This window comes from Rhizobium sp. N621 (assembly GCF_001664325.1).
GTDB lineage: Bacteria > Pseudomonadota > Alphaproteobacteria > Rhizobiales > Rhizobiaceae > Rhizobium > Rhizobium esperanzae.
This window is the reverse complement of sequence record NZ_CP013499.1, coordinates 255,003-271,720: the sequence shown is the minus strand read 5'-3', so window position 1 is coordinate 271,720 and position 16,718 is coordinate 255,003. Positions and strand designations below refer to the sequence as shown.

General features: G+C 60.9%; 16 protein-coding genes and 1 pseudogene. 14 read left to right on the top strand and 3 right to left on the bottom strand.

All coding sequences use genetic code 11. The features are described 5' to 3' along the window. Positions 1-143: 143 nt before the first annotated feature. The 8 genes from AMK00_RS28365 (at position 144) to AMK00_RS28330 (ending at position 6,154) form a co-directional block, all read left to right on the top strand. Positions 144-806 (top strand): amino acid ABC transporter permease, encoded by a 663-nt coding sequence (locus AMK00_RS28365; RefSeq protein WP_064812527.1) that lies wholly within the window; start codon positions 144-146, stop codon positions 804-806. A 4-nt stretch (positions 807-810) separates the two neighbouring features. After that, positions 811-1,470 (top strand): amino acid ABC transporter permease, encoded by a 660-nt coding sequence (locus AMK00_RS28360; RefSeq protein ID WP_064812526.1) that lies wholly within the window; start codon positions 811-813, stop codon positions 1,468-1,470. Between the two features lie 11 nt (positions 1,471-1,481). After that, on the top strand, positions 1,482-2,252 hold the full coding sequence (locus AMK00_RS28355) for an amino acid ABC transporter ATP-binding protein (RefSeq protein ID WP_064812525.1): 771 nt from the start codon (positions 1,482-1,484) through the stop codon (positions 2,250-2,252). Between the two features lie 226 nt (positions 2,253-2,478). Then, positions 2,479-3,228, top strand: a complete 750-nt coding sequence (locus AMK00_RS28350) for a GntR family transcriptional regulator (protein ID WP_064812524.1) — start codon at positions 2,479-2,481, stop codon at positions 3,226-3,228. Positions 3,229-3,232: 4 nt separating this feature from the next. Then, positions 3,233-4,018, top strand: coding sequence for a transporter substrate-binding domain-containing protein (locus AMK00_RS28345; RefSeq protein ID WP_064812523.1), 786 nt, complete (start codon positions 3,233-3,235; stop codon positions 4,016-4,018). Positions 4,019-4,093: 75 nt separating this feature from the next. After that, positions 4,094-4,765 (top strand): amino acid ABC transporter permease, encoded by a 672-nt coding sequence (locus AMK00_RS28340; RefSeq protein WP_064812522.1) that lies wholly within the window; start codon positions 4,094-4,096, stop codon positions 4,763-4,765. Continuing rightward, positions 4,762-5,421 (top strand): amino acid ABC transporter permease, encoded by a 660-nt coding sequence (locus tag AMK00_RS28335; RefSeq protein ID WP_064812521.1) that lies wholly within the window; start codon positions 4,762-4,764, stop codon positions 5,419-5,421. The genes AMK00_RS28340 and AMK00_RS28335 overlap by 4 nt, the downstream gene beginning before the upstream one ends. After that, positions 5,399-6,154 (top strand): amino acid ABC transporter ATP-binding protein, encoded by a 756-nt coding sequence (locus AMK00_RS28330; protein ID WP_064812520.1) that lies wholly within the window; start codon positions 5,399-5,401, stop codon positions 6,152-6,154. The genes AMK00_RS28335 and AMK00_RS28330 overlap by 23 nt, the downstream gene beginning before the upstream one ends. A gap of 442 nt (positions 6,155-6,596) precedes the next feature. Here AMK00_RS28330 and AMK00_RS33655 read toward each other — a convergent pair. Further along, positions 6,597-6,722: pseudogene (locus AMK00_RS33655) on the bottom strand (plasmid partitioning protein RepB); the annotation flags it as partial. Positions 6,723-6,934: 212 nt separating this feature from the next. After that, positions 6,935-7,387, bottom strand: coding sequence for a helix-turn-helix domain-containing protein (locus AMK00_RS28325; RefSeq protein ID WP_064812519.1), 453 nt, complete (start codon positions 7,385-7,387; stop codon positions 6,935-6,937). Positions 7,388-7,732: 345 nt separating this feature from the next. On the opposite strand from AMK00_RS28325, the gene AMK00_RS28320 reads away from it, so the two are divergent. From AMK00_RS28320 to scpA, 5 genes are all read left to right on the top strand, one after another. Further along, positions 7,733-8,935 (top strand): MFS transporter, encoded by a 1,203-nt coding sequence (locus AMK00_RS28320; protein ID WP_064812518.1) that lies wholly within the window; start codon positions 7,733-7,735, stop codon positions 8,933-8,935. A 295-nt stretch (positions 8,936-9,230) separates the two neighbouring features. Further along, positions 9,231-10,070, top strand: a complete 840-nt coding sequence (locus tag AMK00_RS28315) for a MetQ/NlpA family lipoprotein (protein ID WP_064812517.1) — start codon at positions 9,231-9,233, stop codon at positions 10,068-10,070. Between the two features lie 88 nt (positions 10,071-10,158). Next, positions 10,159-11,244: a methionine ABC transporter ATP-binding protein gene (locus AMK00_RS28310; protein ID WP_064812516.1), complete on the top strand. Its 1,086-nt coding sequence runs from the start codon at positions 10,159-10,161 to the stop codon at positions 11,242-11,244. Next, positions 11,225-11,878 carry a methionine ABC transporter permease gene (locus AMK00_RS28305; RefSeq protein WP_064812515.1) on the top strand — a complete coding sequence of 218 codons (654 nt, stop codon included), beginning with the start codon at positions 11,225-11,227 and terminating at the stop codon, positions 11,876-11,878. The genes AMK00_RS28310 and AMK00_RS28305 overlap by 20 nt, the downstream gene beginning before the upstream one ends. 116 nt (positions 11,879-11,994) lie before the next feature. Next, positions 11,995-14,133 carry a methylmalonyl-CoA mutase gene (scpA, locus tag AMK00_RS28300; RefSeq protein WP_064806667.1) on the top strand — a complete coding sequence of 713 codons (2,139 nt, stop codon included), beginning with the start codon at positions 11,995-11,997 and terminating at the stop codon, positions 14,131-14,133. 52 nt (positions 14,134-14,185) lie between these two features. Here scpA and AMK00_RS28295 read toward each other — a convergent pair whose 3' ends face one another. Next, a complete protein-coding gene (locus tag AMK00_RS28295) occupies positions 14,186-15,346 on the bottom strand; it encodes a fumarylacetoacetate hydrolase family protein (protein ID WP_064812514.1) in 1,161 nt (386 codons plus the stop codon). A 358-nt stretch (positions 15,347-15,704) separates the two neighbouring features. On the opposite strand from AMK00_RS28295, the gene AMK00_RS28290 reads away from it, so the two are divergent. After that, entirely contained in the window at positions 15,705-16,715 is a 1,011-nt protein-coding gene (locus AMK00_RS28290; RefSeq protein WP_064812513.1) for a Gfo/Idh/MocA family protein, read from the top strand. Positions 16,716-16,718: the final 3 nt, after the last annotated feature.

Here is a 16,718-nt window from a genome sequence, read left to right as displayed (position 1 = left end):
AGCTCCCGCTCCGCTGGAACAGGATCATCTTGGGTCCAGGTCGGGCTGAGATCCGAATCCGCTTCTGAATCGAATGGTTGGAGCATGACGTCGTCCGGGTCGCTCGTACATTCGGCGGCATGCTCCGGTCTGAAAGGACCCGTATGGGTTACACACTGAATTTCGCTGCCGTCTGGCGCAATTTCGACTTTCTTTTAAGCGGACTTGCCCTCAGCCTTGGCCTTGCCGTGATCTCGATCCTGATCGGGGCCGCAATCGGTCTTGTCGTGGCCTTTGCGCTGACGTCGAGGAGCCGCTTCGCGCTCGTGCCGGCGCGGGTCTATGTCACGGTCATTCGCAACCTGCCGATTCTCGTCCTCGTACTTTTCGCTTTCTTCGCACTGCCGCAGATGGGCTTGCGCCTCGACAAGATGAAAAGCTTCGTGCTGGTTCTTTCCCTCTATTCCGGCGCCTATCTGGCCGAGGTGTTCCGCGCCGGACTGCTGTCGATCCCGAGAGGATTGACGGAAGCCGGCCTCGCCATTGGCCTGACGGCAATACAGATCCGCAGCTCGATCATCGCTCCGTTGATGCTGCGCAACGTGCTGCCATCGCTCTCCTCGACGATCATCTCGCTCTTCAAGGACACCTCGCTCGCCGCCGCCATCGCCGTGCCCGAGCTGACCTTTGCCGCACGCAAGATCAATGTCGAGAGCTTCCGCGTCATCGAAACATGGATGGTTACATCAGCCCTTTATGTTGCGACCTGTTTCCTCATCGCTGCCTTGATGCGCCTCGTCGAGCGCCGTCTGGCCCTGCCGAGGTAATCCGATGTCTCACACCTTTCTCGAACAACTCTGGATCGCCCGCTATGTCATCGTGAACGGCATGGCCATGACCGTGTCGATCTCGCTGCTGGCCATTCTCGCCGGCTCCGTTCTCGGCGTATTTGTCGGCCTGGCGCTGGTTTACGGCGGCATCGTCTTACGTCTCCTCGTGCGTGCCTATACGGATATCATCCGCGGCACGCCGGTGCTCGTGCTCGTGCTGGCAAGCTATTACGTCTCGGCCGCGGTCGGTCTTGATCTGGGACCGTTCTCCGCCGGCGTCCTCGCCCTTGCCGTCTTCTGCTCTTCACATGTCGGCGAAATCGTGCGTGGAGCGCTTCAGGCGATCCCGAAAGGTCAGACCGAAGCCGCCAAGGCGATCGGCCTGACCTTTACCCAGACTTTCACTTCGGTACTGTGGCCGCAGGCCATGCGCCAATGCCTGCCGGCCTGGGTGAATACGGCGGCCGAGATGGTGAAGGCCTCGACGCTGCTCTCCGTCATCGGCGTCGCGGAGCTTCTCCTGCGCACGCAGGAGATCATTTCCCGCAATTTCATGAGCCTCCAGTTCTATTTTCTGGCCGGCGGTCTCTATTTCATCGTCAACTACGGCATCGAGCACTTCGGCAAATATGTCGAGCGCAAGACCGCCCTGCCGTCCTGAGGAGCCTATCGATGGCCAAGACCATTCTCGACATCAAGGGTCTGCGCAAGACTTACGGCATCCACGAAGTTCTCAAGGGCGTCGATTGCGCCGTGCAGGAGGGCGAGGTCATCTCCATCATCGGCTCCTCCGGCTCGGGCAAGACCACCTTGCTGCGCTGCGTCAACATGCTCGAGGAATTCCAGGGCGGCACGATCAGACTCGACGGCGAGGAGATCGGCTATCACGTCGACGGCGCGACCCGGCGGCGCAAGAGCGAGAAGGAGATCGCGCGCCAGCGCGCCCTGACCGGCATGGCTTTTCAGCAGTTCAATCTCTTTCCGCATATGAGTGCGGCCGAAAACGTCATGCTCGGCCTCGTCAAGGTGAAGAAGATGACGAAGCCCGACGCCCGCATCATTGCTGAAAAATGGCTCGACCGGGTCGGCCTCGCCGCCCGTGCCAACCATTATCCCGGTCAGCTCTCCGGCGGCCAGCAACAGCGCGTCGCAATTGCCCGCGCGATCGCCATGTCGCCGCGGTTGATGCTGTTCGACGAGGTGACCTCCGCGCTCGACCCGGAACTGGTGGGCGAAGTGCTGCAGGTCATCAAGGGGCTTGCTGCCGACGGCATGACCATGCTGCTCGTCACTCATGAGATGCGTTTCGCCTACGAGGTTTCGTCCCGCGTGATCTTCATGAACCAGGGGGTCATCTGCGAGGAGGGCGATCCGAAGGAAATGTTCGTGCGTCCGAAGACCGAACGGTTGGCGGAATTTCTCAAGACCTCGAGCTTCAACTAAAAAGGGGATGGCCGGCTCGCCCCGTCAGATCGCCGGCGTCGCCTCAAGTCGGGCGGGGTCTTGAGCGGCGGCATCGGCCACGGGGCCAATGTCGGGGGAGGGGGACCGCCTGCACAATTTACATTCAGTCTGCATTCCCGGCAGGCAAATTTTCCACCAAAAATCCGGGACGGTTTGAAAAGTCTGAGCGCAAGGTTTTTGGCACGGGCTTTGCTTCCTGTCTTGTATGCAAGAGAGCCAGACATCCGAGACCACGCAGAAATCCATTGAAGCAACGATCGTCTCCGGGATCCTTTCTGCCAAGATTCGGCCGGGCACGCGTCTTGGCGAAAATCAGCTGGCGGCGCTCTTCGGTGTGTCCCGAACCCGCGTCCGTGAAGCGATGATGCGTCTGGAGACACGCGGCATCGTGCATGTCAGCCCCCGGCGCGGCTGGTTCGTCGTCGAGCCCTCCGCTGAGGATGCGATCGCCGTCTATAAGGCAAGGCGTGTCGTCGAGGCCGGATTGCTGCGCAGCATGGCCTTGCTGACAGAGGAGGGACGCAAGGCTCTCGACGCCCATCTGAATGAGGAGAGGAATGCCATGGCGGCGGGCGACCGCCAGCGGCTGACTTATTTGATGGGCGATTTCCATATCCGCATCGCGGAATTGAGCGGGAACACGATCATCGTCGACATCCTGCGCGACCTGACCGCGAGGACGATCCTCATTTCGATGCTCTATCAATCCGAATTTCATGCGGCCCAGTCCCATGAGGGGCACTGCCGTATTTTCGAGGCGATGCAGACAGGTGATTTCGTCAGAGCTGCAGAGCTCTCCGTCGAACATCTTGACGAAGTGGAAATGGGCCTCGACCTGACGGCGCGGCCGGATCCGCTTTCGGATCTGCGCAATTCCTTGTCGCTTCCGCAAAGGACCGCGTCCTCCACCTTCCAGCCGTCAGATCCAAAAATCACAACATCAAAGGAGCAATGAACATATGCTGACAAGACGGATCTTCTTCGCAATCGCGGCTCTGGCGGCGACCTTCAGCTTCAACTCGCCGTCTCAGGCCGATGCTCTCGCCGATATTACGGCGCGCGGCACGCTGCGTGTCGCAGTCCCGCAGGATTTCCCGCCTTTCGGCAGCGTCGGCACCGATATGGCGCCGATCGGCTACGATATCGACATGGCCAATCTCATTGCTGAAAAGCTGGGCGTCAAAGCCGAACTCGTGCCGGTCACGAGCGCCAACCGCGTCCCCTATCTGCAGACGAATAAGGTCGATCTCGTGATATCGAGCCTCGGCAAGAATCCGGAGCGCGAAAAGGTGATCGATTTCTCGGTCGCCTACGCGCCCTTCTTCAACGGCGTGTTCGGGCCGGCCGATCTTTCGGTCGCCAAGGCGGAAGATCTCGCGGGCAAGAGCATCGGCGTCACGCGCGGCGCCGTGGAGGATCTCGAGCTGACGAAGATCGCGCCGGCCGATACGACGATCAAGCGTTACGAGGACAATAATGGCACCATCTCGGCGTTCCTGTCCGGCCAGGTCGACATCATTGCCACCGGCAACGTCGTGGCGGCCGCGATCCTCGCCAAAAATCCTCCCAAGCGCCCTGAGCTGAAGTTCCTCATCAAGAACTCGCCCTGCTATATCGGCCTCAACAAGGAACAGTCAGCGCTTCTGGAGAAGGTGAACGGCATTGTCACTGCTGCCAAAGCCGATGGCAGCTTGAACGCCATATCGCAGAAGTGGCTCGGCGCCAATCTGCCGTCCGATCTCTAAGGAAACCCGGTCTCGCGCATGTCTTCTGCTGCCGCGGGATGACATGCGCTCCGTCACCGCAAGAGGGGACATTCCTTGAGCTACCATTTCGAATTCGGCTGGCTGCTTGAATATTATCCCGAAATCATCAAGGGCGTGCTGATCACCCTGGAGCTTATCGCGATCGGCGGTGTGCTCGGTATTTCGCTCGGCATCGTCTGCGCCTGGGTGCGGGCGCTCGGCCCGGTCTGGCTGAAGCCGATCGTTGCGGCCTATGTGGAACTGATCCGCAACACCCCGTTCCTGATCCAGCTTTTCTTCATCTTTTTCGGTCTGCCGTCGCTCGGCCTCCACCTTTCCGAATTGACAGCCGCCAACCTTGCGATGGTCGTCAACCTCGGCGCCTATAGCTGCGAGATCATTCGTGCGGGCATTCAAGCAACGCCGAAAGGCCAGTTCGAGGCGGGCGAGAGCCTCGCCATGACGCGCTTCGAGACTTTCCGCCACGTCGTGCTCGTGCCTTCGCTGCAGCGCATCTGGCCGGCGCTGTCGTCGCAAGTGGTCATCGTCATGCTCGGCTCGGCGGTCGTATCGCAGATCGCGGCCGAGGATCTGACCTTCGCCGCGAATTTCATCCAATCGCGAACCTTCCGAGCCTTCGAGGCCTACATCGTCTCGACATCAATCTATCTCGCGCTGGCGATCCTGCTCCGGCAGGTGCTGGGCCTGATCGGCTGGTTCATCTTCCCGAGGAGAGCAGCACGATGATCACGTTCACGCTTTGGGACATCCTGCGCAACCTGCTGCTCGCCACCCGCTGGACGATCCTTCTTTCGCTCGTCTCGTTCGTCGGCGGCAGTCTGGTCGGCCTCGGCCTGCTGTTCCTGCGCATCAGCAGGCGCAAGGCCGGCCGGGCATTTGCGAAATATTACATCGAGCTCTTCCAGGGCACGCCGCTGCTGATGCAGCTCTTCATCGCCTTTTTCGGTCTTGGCCTCTTCGGAATAGACGTGCCGGCCTGGCTTGCTGCGGGATTGGCGCTGATCCTGTGGAGCGCCGCCTTTCTCACCGAGATCTGGCGAGGCTCCGTCGAAGCGGTTGCGAATGGGCAATGGGAAGCTTCCGCCAGTCTCGGCATGGGGCGTCTGCAGCAGATGCGTTACGTCATCCTTCCGCAGGCGCTGAGGATCGCCATACCGCCGACCGTCGGTTTCTCCGTTCAGATCATCAAGGGCACGGCGCTGACCTCGATCATCGGCTTTGTCGAATTGTCGAAGGCCGGCACCGTGGTCACCAACGCCACCTTCCAGCCTTTCGCCGTCTATGGGCTCGTGGCGCTCATCTATTTCGCCCTTTGCTGGCCCTTGTCGAAAAGCAGCCAGATCCTGGAGAGAAAACTCAATGTCGCTGATCGAAATCACTGACGTCCGCAAGAGCTACGGATCCAACGAAGTACTGAAAGGCATCAACCTGAATGTCGAGCCTGGCGAGGTCATTGCCATTATCGGCAAGAGCGGTTCGGGCAAATCGACCCTGCTTCGCTGCATCAATGGTCTTGAGACCATCACCAGCGGTTCCATCTCCGTGGCGGGGGCGCAACTCATCGATGACGAAGTCCATCTGAAGGCGCTGCGCCTCAAGGTCGGCATGATCTTTCAGCAATTCAATCTCTTCCCGCATCTGACTGCCGGCGGCAATGTCATGCTGTCGCAGACGGTGGTCAAAAAGACACCCAAGGCCGAAGCCGAGGCCACCGCCCGCAGGATGCTGGAACGTGTGGGGCTGGGTCACCGGTTCGACGCCTATCCGGACGAGCTCTCGGGCGGACAACAGCAGCGCGTCGCCATCGCCCGCGCGCTCGCCATGCAGCCGACCGCCCTTCTTTGCGATGAGATCACCTCGGCGCTCGATCCGGAACTGGTCGCCGAAGTTCTGGCCGTCGTGCGCGAACTTGCCGCCGAGGGCATGACGCTGCTGATGGTCACGCACGAGATGCGGTTTGCCCGCGACGTCTGCAGCCGCGTCGTCTTCATGCATCAGGGCCGTGTCCATGAAGCAGGCCGGCCAGAGGATGTCTTCGCCAATCCGCAGACTGCCGAGCTCAGGCAGTTTCTCGGTGTCGACGCAGATTTGCCCGGCAAATCTGCAAGACTTTAGAATCCCGCTCGCCCTTATCGCTCGCCACGGCGAAGCGGTGCGGCCTCTTAGGCTAGAGCTTTTCCGGGTTAGATTGAAGCATTCTGTTGGCTCAAACGGAGTCGGATGGTCGACCGGCCGGCGCGCGTCGTAGCCCAGCTCTACGGCCAAGCCGGCCGGTCGATCAGCCGGCCCGTTTCAGCCAACCCTCCCGCAGATTTGCCTGGCAAATCTGCAAGACTTGGAAATCGCCGGACGCACTTGTCGCTTCGCCGTGGCGAAGCGGTGCTGCCGGTTACACTTCCGCTTTCCATTTTCTTCGCCTTCTTCAAGGCAAAAGATCACGGCTCACCAAATTCGGTGCCAGAGACTCTTGACTATGATTCGCGGAAATGTGATTCTCTGGGTGTCTAGATCAGAGAGGGCTTCCGCGACGGCAACGTTCGGGGGCCTTTTCTTTTGCTTATTGATCTCCGTTCTTCGTCAAATCCTGTGTCTTCTCGAACGCCTCGTAGAGACGATCCAGATTGCTGGCGATGTAGGCGCCAAAGGCAGATGCCTTCTCCGCCTTCAGCGCGATGAATGCTTGCGCAGGCCGCGCGTGTCGCCGGCCGTCCGGCAATCGCACATTCACAGGCCGAATCGGACGAGACCGGCTGGAAACAATTGCAGTATAATCCGAATCGTAGTGTCGGGCGTGCATTGAGCGCGGCGCGGCGGCAAGCCCCGGGTCTGGTCGATCAGCCGTAACTTGCCAGATCATTCGAGCCTGAGCTCCAGGAGAATTGCCCGCCTGGCCAGCTACTCCAGGGGCGGACGGGTGATATTCGCTATCGAAGACAAATCCGGACCGCTTTCCGCCTGCGCCATCGCTTTCACCAATGCGATGATCGTTTCACGAATATCGGGATCGGCAATCTTCAGAAAGGCGCGGTTAAGCACCAATCCCTCCTTCGTCCGCAGGAATTCAGCGACGGGGTCGGCATTGTCCGGCAGAGCCAATCCTTGCAGGCTCAATGGCTGGGATTCGTTCTGCTCGAAGAAGAAGCTCGGTGATGTGTGAAGCACTTCGGCGATGCGCTGCAAACGGCTCGCACCAATGCGGTTGATGCCTTTCTCGTATTTCTGAACCTGCTGAAAAGTCACGCCGATCTGCTCGGCAAGCCGCTCCTGGCTCATTCCAAGCAGCTGCCGGCGTGTTCTGATGCGCGCTCCGACATAGCTGTCTATGGCATTCGGTGTCTTGACATTCATCGCGTGTTTTCAGCCTCGATCGGATTTCAATCGGCGCAGCTGTAGTACCCCCGTAAGCAGTTTTCCACGGTTGTTTTCATATAGTATAGCATACATGCGGTGATCGCGGCTGACTGTGATATGAAAACCCCCATCCACACACGGCCAGCGACGCAAGAGCCGGTCGGGGATGGGCAAATCAAACAAAAGTCGTACCGATCCAGGCCAAACCGGGCTGGTGATAATTGCCCGGCCTGCGGTAAATATCTTTCAGCGACCGTCGCTCGATAGTCTCGCCGGCCCCGATCGCCCAAAATCCATCGAAAACGCCGCGGCACTGATCGTGCCTGTTCAGGAGGGATATTGATGGCAACCGTTGTCGAGCGCGCGCCCCGTTTCGAGAAGACAACGATGTCCATTCTGATGGCTGTCAGCTTCTGCCATATGCTGAACGACATCATGCAGTCGCTGCTCGCCTCTCTCTATCCACTGTTCAAGACAATCTACGATCTCGATTTTGTCCAGATCGGCCTGCTGACCATGACGTTCCAGGTCACGGCGTCTCTGCTGCAGCCGGCCGTCGGCATCGTCACCGATCGCTGGCCGATGCCCTATTCGCTGCCGGTCGGCATGGCGAGTACCTTTTGCGGTCTCATTCTGCTCGGCAATGCCGGCAGTTTCGCGCTGCTGCTGGTCGCGGCAAGCCTGATCGGCTTTGGCTCGGCGGTCTTCCATCCGGAATCCTCGCGTGTTGCCCGTCTTGCTTCCGGCGGCCGTCACGGTTTCGCGCAGTCCTTTTTTCAGGTCGGCGGCAATGCCGGCCAGGCGATCGGTCCGCTGCTCGCTGCCTTCATCGTACTGCCGCTCGGGCAACACAGCGTCTCCTGGTTTGCCGCCATCGCCATGATCGGCATGGTCGTGCTGAGCTGGGTGGGCAGCTGGTATATGAGCCACAGGCGTCAAAACGCCAGCAAACCGGCCGTCAGCCGAACTCTGCCGCTGCCGCAGAACCGGGTCATCTGGGTGCTGCTGATCCTGGTGCTGCTGACGGCGACGAAGAATGTCTACATGGCGAGCGTGTCGAGCTACTTCACCTTCTATGTCATCGACAGGTTCGAACTCAGCGTGCAGCAGGCGCAATTGATGCTGTTTCTGTTCCTCGGCTCGGTCGCCGTCGGCACTTTCCTCGGCGGACCGATCGGCGATCGTTTCGGTGCCCGTTTCGTCATCTGGTTTTCGGTTCTCGGCGTCATCCCCTTCGCGTTGCTGCTGCCCTATGCCGATCTTTTCTGGACATGCGTGCTCAGCATCGTCATCGGCCTGGTCTTCGCGTCGGCCTTTTCCGCGATCGTCGTCTTCGCGCAGGAACTGGTGCCCGGTCGCGTCGGGCTGATTGCCGGTGTCTTTTTCGGCTTCGCATTCGGGGCAGGGGGGCTAGGGGCTGCGCTGCTCGGCGATTTCGCCGACACTCACGGCATCGCCTTCGTCTACCGCATTTGCTCCTACCTGCCGCTGCTCGGCCTGCTGACGATCTTGCTGCCCCGTATTCCGAAGCACAAACCGGCCTGAGACCATCCGTCACGAGTGCGGTGTCTCGTCCGGTCGGAGAATTTCCGTCGGCCTTAGGCCGCCGTCATAGGAAACGGCGGCCTAAGGCGACGGTTTCCTTTTTTAGAACATGCTCAAAAGCCGCAATTAATCCATAAATTTGATGGAAATTTATCCTGCCGGCATTGATGGCGGGGCAAGAGTTTTTCCGGCCTTTCCCCTACATCAGACATTCTTGCTTCGCTCGTGATCCAGCCATTTGCCATGATTGGCCTGCTCGAGGCGTTCGGCCTCATCCAGTCAGACGGGACATAAAATGACCAAGAACAAAAATCTTCACCGCTTCCACCTTTCGCGCCGCGCGGCTCTTGCGGCCGTCGCTGTTTCCGCGGCAGCGCTTTTTGCCTTCGCAGCACCGGCACCTTCCTTTGCGGAGGACAAGTCGATCAAGGTCGGCATCATGGCCGGCGAGGATGAGGATGTATGGAGGGTGGTGACCAGCGAGGCGGCCAAGAACGGCCTGACGATCGAAACCGTCATCTTCAACGATTACACGCAGCCGAACGAAGCGCTGGAGCGCGGCGAAATCGACGCGAATGCCTTCCAGCACCAGCCCTATCTCGACAATCAGATCCAGCAGCACGGCTATCACATCGTCCCCGTCGGCTACACCGGCGTCTGGCCGATCGGCCTCTATAGCAAGAAGCACAAGGCCGTCGCCGAGATTCCCGAAGGCGCCGTCATCGGCGTACCGAACGACCCCTCGAACGAAGGTCGGGCACTGCGGGTTCTCCAGAATGAAGGCCTGATCAAGCTGAAGGATGGCACCGGCATTCTTGCGACCGTTGCCGACGTCAGCGACAATCCGAAGAAGATCGAGATCAAGGAGCTCGATGCCGGCATCGTCGGCCGTTCGATCGACGATCTGGATGCCGGCGTCGTCAACACCGACTGGGCGCTGAAGAGCGGACTTTCTCCGGCCGAGCGCATTGCGCAGGAGCCGATCGCCGACAACCCGTACCGCAACTTCATCGCCGTCAAGGAAGAGAACAAGGATGCGGACTGGGTCAAGACGCTGGTATCTTCCTACCAGAACGACACCGTCAAGGCCGAGTTCGACAAGGTATACAAGGGGACGGGTCTCAGCGCCTATTGATCCGAAACTGGGCCGCAGTTAAGGCCTGCCGAAAGGCGGCCCGGGCGTTCCTGCCGGGGCCGCCTTCGGTATTTGCAGGGAAAAGTACATGAACTCCGTTGTTTCAAAGGCGGCGATCGAGCCGCGGCCGCAGGCGGCGGCCGAAGAGGTGGTGAGGCTTATCGACGTGAAGCGTCGGTTCGGGGCCACGCCGGCACTTGACGGTATTTCGCTGAGCGTGAATAGGGGCGAGATCCTTGGCATCATCGGCCGCAGCGGCGCCGGCAAGTCGACGCTGATCCGCTGCCTGAACGGGCTGGAGCGCGCCGACAGCGGCGAGATCCGCATAGAGGGCCGCGATATTACCGGGCTAGAAGAGCAGGAACTGCAGCCGCTGCGTCGCCGCATCGGCATGATCTTTCAGCACTTCAATCTGCTTTCCGCCAAGACGGTCGAGGACAATGTTGCGCTGCCGCTGAAGATCGAGGGTATTGCCAGGGCCGAGCGCCTGAGGCGGGCGCAGGAATTGCTCGAGCTCGTCGGTCTCGCCGACAAGGCGCAGGCCTATCCCTCATCGCTCTCCGGCGGCCAGAAACAACGCGTCGGCATCGCCCGGGCGCTGGCGGCGCGCCCGGCACTACTGCTGTCAGACGAGGCGACATCGGCCCTCGACCCCGAGACAACACGATCGATCCTGGCGCTGCTCAGGGATATCAACCGTAAGCTCGGACTGACCATTCTGCTGATCACGCATGAGATGGAAGTGGTGCGCGGCATTGCCGATCGCGTCGCGGTCATCGATGCCGGACGGATCGTCGAGGAGGGCCAGGTCTGGTCGGTCTTCGCCAATCCGCAGACTGACATCACCAGGAGCTTGCTTGGCGGCATCCGCCCGCAACTTCCCGATCATATTCTCGGCCGGCTGTCGGCGACGGCGGGCAGCGAAGTGATCCTCAGTGTCGATCTTGCCGGGCCGCAAGCGCAGGGCGCGCTGTTTGCAGAACTCTCGGCGACGCTGCCGCATTCCTTCCGCCTTGTCCATGGCGGCATCGACCATATCCAGAACCAGCCGGTGGCGCGGTTCTTCATCGCCGTTCCCGCGCGCGACCCCGCGCTCGCCGGAAAGGTCGAACAATTCCTGACGGCCCGGTCCGCCCGGGTGGAGGTGCTTGGTTATGACACCGATCATGCTTGAACTGCTTCTTCGCTCGCTTTGGGAAACGGTCCTGATGACCGTCGCCTCGGGAGTGATTTCGCTCGTCGCCGGCCTGCCGCTCGGCCTTGCCCTCGTCGTCACGGCGCGCGGCGGCATCGCCGAAAATCTCTGGATCAACCGCATGCTCGGCGCCGTCGTCAACGGCTTCCGCTCGGTGCCATTCATCATCCTGCTGGTGGCGCTGATCCCGCTGACGCGGCTGATCGTCGGCACCGCGCTCGGCACCGGGGCCGCCATCGTGCCGCTCGCCATCGCCGCAACACCTTATTATGCGCGCATCGCCGAGGTGTCCTTGCGCGAGGTCGACCGCGGCCTGATCGATGCCGTGCGCGCCATGGGCGGCAATCGCCGGACCATCATCCGCGAGGTGCTGGTGCCTGAAGCGCTGCCGGGCATCGTCGCCGGCTTCACCGTCACGCTGGTGACGCTGATCGGCGCCTCGGCCATGGCGGGCGCGATCGGCGCCGGCGGCCTCGGCGACCTTGCCATTCGCTATGGCTATCAGCGCTTCGAAACCAATGTCATGATCGCAGTGGTCGCCGTCCTCGTCATCCTCGTCTGCGGCATCCAGTGGCTCGGCGACCGGCTGGTCACCAAGCTCGACCACAGATAGGTCAAAGTCGGAGGCTTGCGGCGGGCGAATGCCTTGCTGTGTTAATTGTCCTAAGGCTGTATCGCATCATCCACCTGTGAAGTGATAAGGTGGCGATGAAGCAGCCGGAGGAACGCATGACGAAGAAGACGCTGTCGGATTGGGCGGAGCTTGCGCAGAAGGAACTGCGCGCCTCACCCGAGACACTGACCTGGCACACGCCGGAAGGCATCGCTGTCAAGCCGCTTTATACCGCTGAGGACCTCGAAGGCGCCGCGCATCTCGGCTCGCTGCCCGGTTTTGCACCCTTTACCCGCGGACCGCGCGCGACGATGTATGCCGGCCGTCCCTGGACGATCCGCCAGTATGCCGGCTTCTCCACGGCAGAGGAATCGAACGCCTTTTATCGCCGCAATCTCGCTGCCGGCCAGAAGGGCCTGTCGGTCGCCTTCGATCTTGCCACCCATCGCGGTTATGACAGCGACCACCCTCGCGTCGAGGGCGATGTCGGCAAGGCAGGCGTCGCGATCGACAGCGTCGAGGACATGAAAATCCTGTTCGACGGCATTCCGCTTGGGGATATGTCGGTTTCAATGACCATGAACGGCGCCGTCATTCCGATCCTCGCTTCCTTCATTGTCGCCGGCGAAGAGCAGGGCGTGCCGAGGGCCGAGCTATCAGGAACCATCCAGAACGACATCCTTAAGGAGTTCATGGTCCGCAACACCTATATCTATCCGCCAGAACCTTCGATGCGAATCGTTGCCGACATCATCGACTATACGGCAAGGGAGATGCCGAAATTCAACTCGATCTCGATCTCCGGCTATCACATGCAGGAGGCCGGCGCGACGCTCACGCAGGAGCTTGCCTTCACGCTGGCCGACGGTCGCGAATATGTCAGGGCGGCGATCGCCAAGGGTCTCAACGTCGATGATTTCGCGGGAAGGCTCTCCTTCTTCTTTGCGATCGGCATGAATTTTTTCATGGAGGCAGCAAAGCTGCGCGCCGCCCGGCTGCTCTGGACCCGCATCATGGAGGAGTTCCAGCCGAAGAAGGCATCCTCGCTGATGCTGCGCACCCATTGCCAGACATCCGGCGTCTCTCTGCAGGAGCAGGATCCCTACAACAACATCATCCGCACCGCTTTCGAGGCGATGTCGGCCGTGCTCGGCGGCACGCAGTCGCTGCACACCAATTCCTTCGACGAGGCGATCGCGCTGCCGACGGAGTTCTCCGCCCGCATCGCCCGCAATACCCAGCTGATCCTTCAGCATGAAACCGGCGTCACCAAAGTGGTCGATCCGCTGGCCGGCTCCTATTATGTCGAGAGCCTGACGAAGGAACTTGCCGACAACGCCTGGGCGCTGATCGAGGAGGTGGAAGCGCTCGGCGGTATGACGAAGGCTGTCAACGACGGTTTGCCGAAGCGGCTGATCGAAGAAGCGGCGGCGCGCCGCCAGGCCGCCGTCGACAAGGGCGACGAGGTCATCGTCGGGGTCAATCGCTACAGGCTCGACAACGAACAGCCGATCGACATTTTGGAGATCGACAACAGCGCGGTGCGCACCGCGCAGATCCGCCGCATCGAGGAGACGAAGCGGCGGCGCGACAGCGGCGCCGTGCGCGAAACACTGGCCGCCCTGGCGGAAACCGCACGCAGCGGCAAAGGCAATCTGCTGGCCGCCGCCATCGAGGCGGCGCGGGCCCGTGCCACAGTCGGCGAGATATCGGATGCAATGCGCGCTGCCTTTGGTGATCATGCCGCGATACCTGATGTCATCAAAGGCGTCTATGGCGAAGCCTATGACAACGAGCCGGAACTTGCCGTCCTGAGGGAGCGTATGGCCGGGGTGACGGAAGCGATGGGATACCGGCCGAAAATCATGGTCGCCAAGCTCGGTCAGGACGGGCACGACCGGGGCGCCAAGGTGATCGCCTCGGCTTTCGGCGATATCGGCTTCGACGTGCTCGCCGGTCCGCTGTTTCAGACGCCTGACGAGGCTGTCGAGTTGGCGCTTGATCGAAAGGTCAATGTCGTCGGCGTCTCGTCCCTCGCCGCAGGCCACAGGACGCTGCTGCCGCAATTGGTCGAGAGGCTCAGGGAAAAGGGCGGTGACGATATCATCGTCGTCTGCGGCGGCGTCATTCCACGGCAGGACTATGAATTCCTCCATGAACACGGCGTTGCGGCCGTGTTCGGCCCGGGCACGAACGTTCTGGAAGCGGCAAACTCCGTTCTCGACCTGCTAGAGGGCAAACGGCGAAACCAATAGGTCATAAAATCTGCGCAATGCCGGACACAAATCCGCTGCGCACTTTTGCTGCTTAGAGTAACCCACGCGTCGCAAGGTTGCGCATCAGCGCCGATATGCCGAACGTCCAGGGCGGGCATTCGGTGGAGAGGCGCACGGTATTGACGAGCGTGCCGAGCCCGGCCGAGGAAATCTCGACGACATCGCCGATCTTGTGCGTGAAGCCTTGCTTTGGCGCGTCGCGATCCTGCGTCGGCGCAAACAGCGTGCCGAGAAAGAGCATGAAACCATCGGGGTATTGATGGTGGGGGCCAAGCGTCTGTTTGACGAGATCGGTCGGGTCGCGGCTGATCTGCGACATCGAGCTCTTGCCATGCAGCACGAAGCCGTCCTGCCCGGTTACCTTTAGGTCGAGTTCGGCCCTGCGCACCTCGTCCAGCCCATAACCGGCATCGAACAGCCGGACGAACGGACCGATCGAGCAGGAGGCATTGTTGTCCTTGGCCTTGCCGAGCAAGAGTGCCGAGCGGCCTTCGACATCGCGAAGGTTGACGTCATTGCCGAGCGTCGCACCCTTGATCTCGCCGCGGCTGTTGACCGCGAGCACGATTTCCGGCTCCGGATTGTTCCAGGTCGAGATCGGATGCAGGCCGACATCGGCACCCCAGCCGACGGAAGAGAGCACCGGCGCCTTGGTGAAGACCTCGGCATCGGGGCCGATGCCGACCTCAAGATACTGCGACCACATGCCCTCGTCGATCAGCGCCTGCTTGACCTTGGCGGCCTCCGGCGAACCGGCCTTGAGATTGGTGAGACTGCCGCCGATCAGCGCGCTGACGCGCTCGCGGATCGAAGCGGCGCGATCGGGATTGCCTGCCGCCTTCTCCTCGATGACGCGTTCGATCATCGACTGGGCAAAGGTGACGCCGCAGGCCTTGACCGCCTGTAGGTCGGCGGGCGCAAGGAGGTAGGGCCGTCCGGCATCCGAGGTTCCGGCGCTGTTGGCAGCGATCTCGTCAAGCGAGCCGATCCCCTTGCCGGTTGCGGCACGGACGAAGCCGGCCGCATCCTCCTTTTCGAGCAAGGCGCTCAGCGTCGGCGCCTCGCGCGAGGTAATGTCGATCAGCATTCCCTCGCGAAGCGTCACGATGCTTGGGCCGGCGGCCTCATGGTTCCAGACGCGGCCGACAAAAAGACCACCCGAAGCGGCGGCATCGAGAAGGGGATGAGACATGGTGATCCTCCGTCACAGGCAAGCGGCGAGCGCTCTTTGAAATTTTTCGAAGTCGTTGCCGCCCTCCAGCCCGGCGGCCGCCGAAATCGATCACATTCAGGGAGACGGGGCAAGATATGCGTGGGAAAAAGACTTTCGCCCGATTGGATCGAAAGGCGGATCTCCAACCCTAAACATGCGGCAAAATAACTATTTAGATACAAAATAATCATTATTTTTCATGCATTTAATCTGGAGCCAGGGCGATTTCACCGCTCTTCTCGCCTTGACAGGAGTGAGCTTTCGTTATCTGTTTTGGCCGACATGGAGGATGCCGGCTCGGCCGGTGCCAGGAAAATCCCGGGAGGATATTGCAGCGATGTTGAGATTTGCCGTCGTCGGAATCGACCATGGGCATACGTTCGATCACGTGAAGGGACTGCTCGCCGCAGGCGGCGAGTTCGTCGGCTATTGCCCGCAGACCTCCGTGCCGGCGTTGCGGGAAGCCTTTGAGAAGACCTATCCCGATGCACCGCAGATCGACCGGGAGAAACTGTTCGACGATCCCTCGATCGACGTCATCTGCATTTCCGCCATTCCGCGCGACCGCGCCGGGCTTGCCATCCGCGCGATGAAAGCGGGCAAGGACGTGATGACCGACAAGCCTGGCGTGACGACCTTTGCCCAGCTCGGAGAGGTCAAGCGCACCGTTGCCGAAACCGGCAAGATCTTCTCCATCTGCTTTTCCGAGCGCCACTGCGTGCGCTCCGCCGTCAAGGCCGGCAAGCTGGTAAAGGAAGGCGCGATCGGCAAGATCATTCAGACGCTCGGCGTCGGTCCGCACCGGCTGCAGCTGCCGACGCGGCCCGATTGGTTCTTCGATCCGGAATATTTCGGCGGCATCATCGTCGACATCGCCTCGCACCAGGTCGATCAGTTCCTGTTCTATACCGGCTCGACCTCAGGCGAAGTCATCGCCAGCTCGATCGGTAATTTCGGAATGCCCGATAAACCCGCCTTCCAGGATTTCGGCGAGGTGCTGCTGCGCTCCGACAAGGCGGCGGGTTATGTCCGTGTCGACTGGTTCACGCCGGAGGCGCTGCCCACCTGGGGCGACGGCCGCCTCACCATCCTCGGCACCGAAGGTTATATCGAGCTGCGCAAATATATCGATATCGCCGGCCGGCCGGGCAAGGATCACCTCTTCCTCGTCAACGGCAAGGAGATGACCCATATCGATTGCAGCGGCGAGACACTCGATTATTTCGACGCGTTCACCGCCGATGTCGCAAACCGTACGCAAACGGCGATGACGCAGGATCACGTTTTCGAAGTCTGCCGCCTTTCGCTCGAAGCCCAGACGAAAGCCGCGCGCATCGGCGCTCGCTGAGGA

Bases quoted from the DNA above. Each gene is read 5' to 3' on its own strand.
- AMK00_RS28365 (WP_064812527.1), top strand. From the start codon at position 144: ATGGGTTACACACTGAATTTCGCTGCCGTCTGGCGCAATTTCGACTTT.
- AMK00_RS28360 (WP_064812526.1), top strand. From the start codon at position 811: ATGTCTCACACCTTTCTCGAACAACTCTGGATCGCCCGCTATGTCATC.
- AMK00_RS28355 (WP_064812525.1), top strand. From the start codon at position 1,482: ATGGCCAAGACCATTCTCGACATCAAGGGTCTGCGCAAGACTTACGGC.
- AMK00_RS28350 (WP_064812524.1), top strand. From the start codon at position 2,479: ATGCAAGAGAGCCAGACATCCGAGACCACGCAGAAATCCATTGAAGCA.
- AMK00_RS28345 (WP_064812523.1), top strand. From the start codon at position 3,233: ATGCTGACAAGACGGATCTTCTTCGCAATCGCGGCTCTGGCGGCGACC.
- AMK00_RS28335 (WP_064812521.1), top strand. From the start codon at position 4,762: ATGATCACGTTCACGCTTTGGGACATCCTGCGCAACCTGCTGCTCGCC.
- AMK00_RS28330 (WP_064812520.1), top strand. From the start codon at position 5,399: ATGTCGCTGATCGAAATCACTGACGTCCGCAAGAGCTACGGATCCAAC.
- AMK00_RS28325 (WP_064812519.1), bottom strand. From the start codon at position 7,387: ATGAATGTCAAGACACCGAATGCCATAGACAGCTATGTCGGAGCGCGC.
- AMK00_RS28320 (WP_064812518.1), top strand. From the start codon at position 7,733: ATGGCAACCGTTGTCGAGCGCGCGCCCCGTTTCGAGAAGACAACGATG.
- AMK00_RS28315 (WP_064812517.1), top strand. From the start codon at position 9,231: ATGACCAAGAACAAAAATCTTCACCGCTTCCACCTTTCGCGCCGCGCG.
- AMK00_RS28310 (WP_064812516.1), top strand. From the start codon at position 10,159: ATGAACTCCGTTGTTTCAAAGGCGGCGATCGAGCCGCGGCCGCAGGCG.
- AMK00_RS28305 (WP_064812515.1), top strand. From the start codon at position 11,225: ATGACACCGATCATGCTTGAACTGCTTCTTCGCTCGCTTTGGGAAACG.
- scpA (WP_064806667.1), top strand. From the start codon at position 11,995: ATGACGAAGAAGACGCTGTCGGATTGGGCGGAGCTTGCGCAGAAGGAA.
- AMK00_RS28295 (WP_064812514.1), bottom strand. From the start codon at position 15,346: ATGTCTCATCCCCTTCTCGATGCCGCCGCTTCGGGTGGTCTTTTTGTC.
- AMK00_RS28290 (WP_064812513.1), top strand. From the start codon at position 15,705: ATGTTGAGATTTGCCGTCGTCGGAATCGACCATGGGCATACGTTCGAT.